A 5139-nucleotide genomic window follows, 5' to 3' on the forward strand; every position below is an offset into this window, starting at 1 on the left:
CCTTAGTATGATACATTATGTATCTAATATTAATTTGTTTTATAAAAAAACAAAATATAACATATATTGTTTTATAAGAAAACAATTTTATATAACTTTGTATTACATTTACATGGAAGGCAGTAAATTAGCCTTTAGAAAAGTTATCTCTGAATGGTTAACAGGAGATTTACCATATGCACGTAAAAGGGACATAAATATACCATTAAAATCTGAAAAAATTATTACAGTGATAGGACCAAGAAGATCAGGCAAAACATATTTTTTATATTTTGTAATTAATGAACTATTAAAAACCGAACCGAAGAATAATATACTGTATATAAATTTTGAGGACGATAGATTAATAAATATAAAAATCTCCGATCTTGATGATATAATACCTATATTTTATGAAATGGCAAATCCTGATAAAGAGAAAAATATTTACCTATTTTTTGATGAAATTCAGAATATAGAAAACTGGGAAAAATATATAAGAAGGCTCTACGATACAAAACAATTTAGAATTTATTTATCAGGCTCATCATCGAAATTATTAAGCCGTGAGATTTCAACCTCCTTAAGGGGAAGAAACCTTGAATATGTTATAATGCCACTAAACTTCAGGGAATATCTTGAATTTAATGGGAAGGAATATTCTTACCTAACAGGATTCACTGACAATAAAGGATATATTATTTCTGAGCTTAGAAATTATCTTGAATATGGTGGATATCCTGAGGTTGTTATAGAAAAAAATAATGATAATAAATTAAGAATATTGAGATCTTATTATAATACAATTTTCTCAATGGATATGGCAGAACATTTCAATATTTCCGAAGTTAATGTCCTGGATGCCTTTTTAAAATATATAATATCAATATATTCAAAATATTTTAGCATATCAAAAATTTACGGTATATTCAAATCAGCTGGTTATAAAATAAGTAAAAATAAACTGCTGGAATTTTTGTATGATTCCGAGGAGGTATTCTTTATGTTCTATCTAAAAATATACAGCCGGTCGGAGAATAAGAAATTATCATACCGGAAGAAAATATATGTTATAGATTCTGGAATAATAAATTCGCTTAAAAATGAAATGTCCATTCCGAGATTAATGGAAAACATAGTATTTTTGGACTTAAATAAGAGAGGCATGGAAAATAACTTTAGTATAGCTTACTGGAAAGAATACGGAAAGGCTGATGGTAAAGAAATTGATTTTGTTTTATATGATTCACTAAAGATCATTCAATTAATCCAGGTAACATATATATCAGATATAAGTGATATTAATTCCAGGGAAATTTCTGCGCTTTTGGCCGGTGCAAGATATTTTAAGTGCCATGACCTTCTCATTATAACAAGGGATTATGAGGGATATATCGAAAAGAATGGTGAAAAGATAATTTTTATACCCCTCTGGAAATGGCTTCTTAACCTTAAATAATTTCTAAATCAATAATTTTGTTAAAATGTTGGATAATGACCAGAACTTATCATGTCAAAGACAGGGGCAAAGACCGGTGCCATTTCTGGTTTGTTGCATGGCGCGTTTTCTGGACTTTTTGGTTTATTACATTGATTATTTATAAAAATGATGTGATGAAGTTTTTATCACAGGATGCTTTAAAAGAATTATCGGCAGGGATGAACTCATTTTGGGATAACATAATAATATTATTAATCCAAAAGACCATTAAAAGAGGGTTTATTTTATAATAATCGGTGCCATAACATAAATCAATATTTAGAAGTTAAATAAAGCCCATAACCAGAATGGAATATACTTTATTAAAATACCATTGATTGATTCTTCTCCTTCATAATCATAGGTTATTATTTTCCCGGTATTCAAACCAAGGTTCATTGCGGCTTCCACAAGGGCAGACGTTTCCCTGGATCTTGTGCCAGGGTCCGACACTGAGTAAGAAACCTGTATGAGTTCTATATTTTTTCCAGTAAGAATGAAATCCACTTCCTTTCCTGATTTTAGCTTAAGATAATTTATACTCATAGCAGGAGAAGCATTCTTCAATAATTCCATAAAAACTGCGTTTTCCAGTGCCCTTCCCCTATCAATGTCGGAGAAAAGCCGGGAAATGCCTATATCTGTTATATAGATCTTTGATTGCGTGGCCATGCGCTTCTGTACACTCTTTTCATATTTCTCAAGTATATTTACGAGAAAGACAGATTTGGAATAGTAAAGAAAATTTAACAGTGTTATTCTGCTTATTCTCCTTCCGGTACTTCTGAAATAATTTAACGCCTTTACCGAACTGAAATAGGAGGCATAGCTGCTGGAAAGAATTCTTAGAAATATGTTTAAATCTCCAACCTCTCTGATATTGTATCTTCTCACTATATCCCTGAAGAAAATTGCATCAAAGTAGGATGAAAGAAGTTCAAGTTTTCTTAATGGTTTGTCTGTCATTGCTATCTCAGGAAATGATCCATATTCCAAAAAATCATCAACCAACTTTAATACTGTTCCTTTCTCAATAGAATATTTATACAGTTTGTTAATTTTCAGCCCCTTTGCGGCCACATATTCCTTAAAAGAGAATGGATAAACAATATATGTGAGGTTTCTGCCTGCAAGCGAGGTGGCAATTTCACTGCTTAACAATTCAGATGAGGAACCTGTTACAATAATTCTATATTTTCTCGTGTCATAGATTTTTCTAACCCATTTATCCCAGTTTTCAACAACCTGAATTTCATCAAGAAAAAGGTATATGGTACCATCAGGGTTGAAAAGTTCCTTATGGGCAATGAGAAGGTTGTCAAGATCTGATGCAACTATTCCTACAAGTCTCTCGTTTTCAAAATTCACATAAATAATATTATCATTTTTAGTGCCTTTTTTTAAAAGTTCAGTCATGCACTGAAACATGATATAGGTTTTACCTGTTCTCCTTGAACCGGCAATTGCAATTATCTTATCAGTTTCCAGATCAATGTGCATATCACGTTCTATCATATTTGGTATTTTATATTCCTTCCAGAGCGCTAAAACATATTTGAAATCATCAATTGTTACCATTATTGTACAGTATACTGAACATATTATTATATTTTATGTATATTATACTGTACAATTTAAGCAGATTATAAACAGTCTTATAAAGTACTTGATTTTACATATATATTTTAAATTTCATGGTTTTGATTATTTTCTAAATTAAGAATGAATGAGGAGATAAGAAGAGGGTTAAAGTAGCATTATCATTCCCTATTGAGGATTCTGCAATGAAGATATTTAAAATCAATAGATTTCAATTCTAGATATGCATTCAGGAAGATGAATGGCCCCTATAAATGCCATGATGAGATTAAAGAGATGTTCAATAAGAGGTACCCTTTATAAATACACAAAATATGGTACACGATCTACATACTGTGAACCATTATCTGTTTTTAATGTAATATTATAAGGTATAACACCATTAAACTTCCTGATAATGGCATCATCTATTGCATTGATTGCATCCCTAGATGTTTCGGTTCCATTTTATTTTTATGGCTATGTATTGGCAAAGTTAGATTATTATTCTTCATTATTTTATAAACTGTTTTTTAGCTATATTTATGCCAGAATTCCTTAATAATGCCCAGATTCTCTTATAGCCATATGTTATTCTTTCTTTGCATAATCCATTATTTTATTCACTATGCTACTGTCAATCCCTGTATAATATTTTCTAACTTCTATGTTTAGAAAGATAAAATTTTATATAGTTCTCTCATGAACTATTATGATATCTGGATTAATAGATTATTTAACTCTTTCAAGAATTTTAATTAATAACTTATGGGTTATAATTGCAGCTATTTTTGTATTTATTATGACAATTGCCGTTGGTTTTCTGGAGATAGGAGAATTGGGGAATAAATACAAAAACAGTTTATTAAAAACCATTGTTATATCCGGGACAGCAATATTTGTTATGGCTATTATAGGATTCAATACCGCTTTTGCACCAACTGTGGATGGAATAATAGGAAATCCATTCTATAAAAGCGGCTTTTTCCTGGGAGGATTTTCTTCCGGATCTATCAACGCTACCTGGTGGTCCATGACCGGAAAGTATTTCAATACTGGATTAAAACTTGGAACATATTATTTATTTGAAACTGCTTTTGCAGCGGTTACCCTTGCCCTTGTGGGTGTAATTGTATTAAAGAAAATGAAGTTCAAAGCCTTTTTTATATTTTCAATAGTTTATTTTGTAATAATCTGGAATCTACCTGCTGCATGGATTTGGAACCCGACTGGATGGCTGTACAAAATGGGCATGAGAGATTTTGCAGGGGGGCCTGGTTGTTCATGGAGCCGCAGCAGCCGCAGGATTGGCAATTGTGTATGAAATATGGAGGGAGGAAAAGAAAAAGGGTTTAAAGCAATCGATGAAAATTGACATGCATATAAACAGCACATGGCTGGCGCTTGGAATATTATTACTATGGATAGGGTGGTTTGGCTTCAATCCCGGAAGTGTACTTGCATTCAACAGTGATGTTCTGATGGTAGTAATAACCACATTTGTTGCCTCAGGTGCGGCAATGATGTCCACAATGTTATTTGGCGAATTATGGGATAGAAAAACTCCCACAATCATGGATGCAACCAATGGAATTCTAATGGGACTTATTATAATTACACCGCTGGCGGGATTCGTGAGTCCGGCAAGTGCACTAATACTGGGATTCATTGGAGGACCATTATTTATAGAAGGAGAAAAATTATTTTCAAGGGTGAAATGGTTTTCAGACCCAGTTGGATTATTTCCCGGGCATGGCCTTGGAGGAGTCTTCGGGGTTATAATGATAGCATTCTTCACACAGCATTCATTTGCAGTGGCTTCTGGCAACAGTGTTTTACCTAACGGTTTGCTGTTTTACGGTGGATTTACTGCATTGAGGCAGCTTGGAATAGAATTACTGGGCATAACTGTTGTGGTGGTTGTTGTATTTACTATATCTCTAGTTACCATATATCTCATAAGCAAGTTGATCCACGGAATCTTGAATGATGAAGCTTACAGTCATTTAAAACAATAATCCCCATATTATGGTGTTGTATTATAATATTAACTACAAAGGCAAATGAAGTATTAAATTTATTAAAAATACCCTGAAGGTATA

4 protein-coding genes and 1 pseudogene are annotated in these 5139 nt (G+C 32.2%); 4 read left to right on the forward strand and 1 reads right to left on the reverse strand.

Annotation, left to right across the window (positions count from 1 at the left end):
* Positions 1-112: 112 nt before the first annotated feature.
* On the forward strand, positions 113-1438 hold the full coding sequence (locus tag AOG55_RS03580; protein WP_055040907.1) for an ATP-binding protein: 1326 nt from the start codon (positions 113-115) through the stop codon (positions 1436-1438).
* Between the two features lie 300 nt (positions 1439-1738).
* Here AOG55_RS03580 and AOG55_RS03590 read toward each other — a convergent pair whose 3' ends face one another.
* Entirely contained in the window at positions 1739-3037 is a 1299-nt protein-coding gene (locus AOG55_RS03590; protein ID WP_055040909.1) for an ATP-binding protein, read from the reverse strand.
* 158 nt (positions 3038-3195) lie between these two features.
* Between AOG55_RS03590 and AOG55_RS09290 the strand changes: the two are divergent.
* The 3 genes and pseudogenes from AOG55_RS09290 to AOG55_RS09740 form a co-directional block, all read left to right on the forward strand.
* Positions 3196-3361, forward strand: a pseudogene (locus AOG55_RS09290) (IS256-like element ISFac8 family transposase); the annotation flags it as partial.
* A gap of 388 nt (positions 3362-3749) precedes the next feature.
* The gene (locus AOG55_RS09735; RefSeq protein ID WP_269082530.1) at positions 3750-4361 is read left to right on the forward strand and encodes a hypothetical protein; all 612 of its coding nucleotides are present in this window, start codon (positions 3750-3752) and stop codon (positions 4359-4361) included.
* Complete coding sequence (locus AOG55_RS09740; protein WP_269082531.1) at positions 4300-5055, forward strand: ammonium transporter; 756 nt, start codon at positions 4300-4302, stop codon at positions 5053-5055. The genes AOG55_RS09735 and AOG55_RS09740 overlap by 62 nt, the downstream gene beginning before the upstream one ends.
* Positions 5056-5139 lie beyond the last annotated feature (84 nt).

This window comes from Acidiplasma cupricumulans (assembly GCF_001402935.1).
GTDB lineage: Archaea > Thermoplasmatota > Thermoplasmata > Thermoplasmatales > Thermoplasmataceae > Acidiplasma > Acidiplasma aeolicum.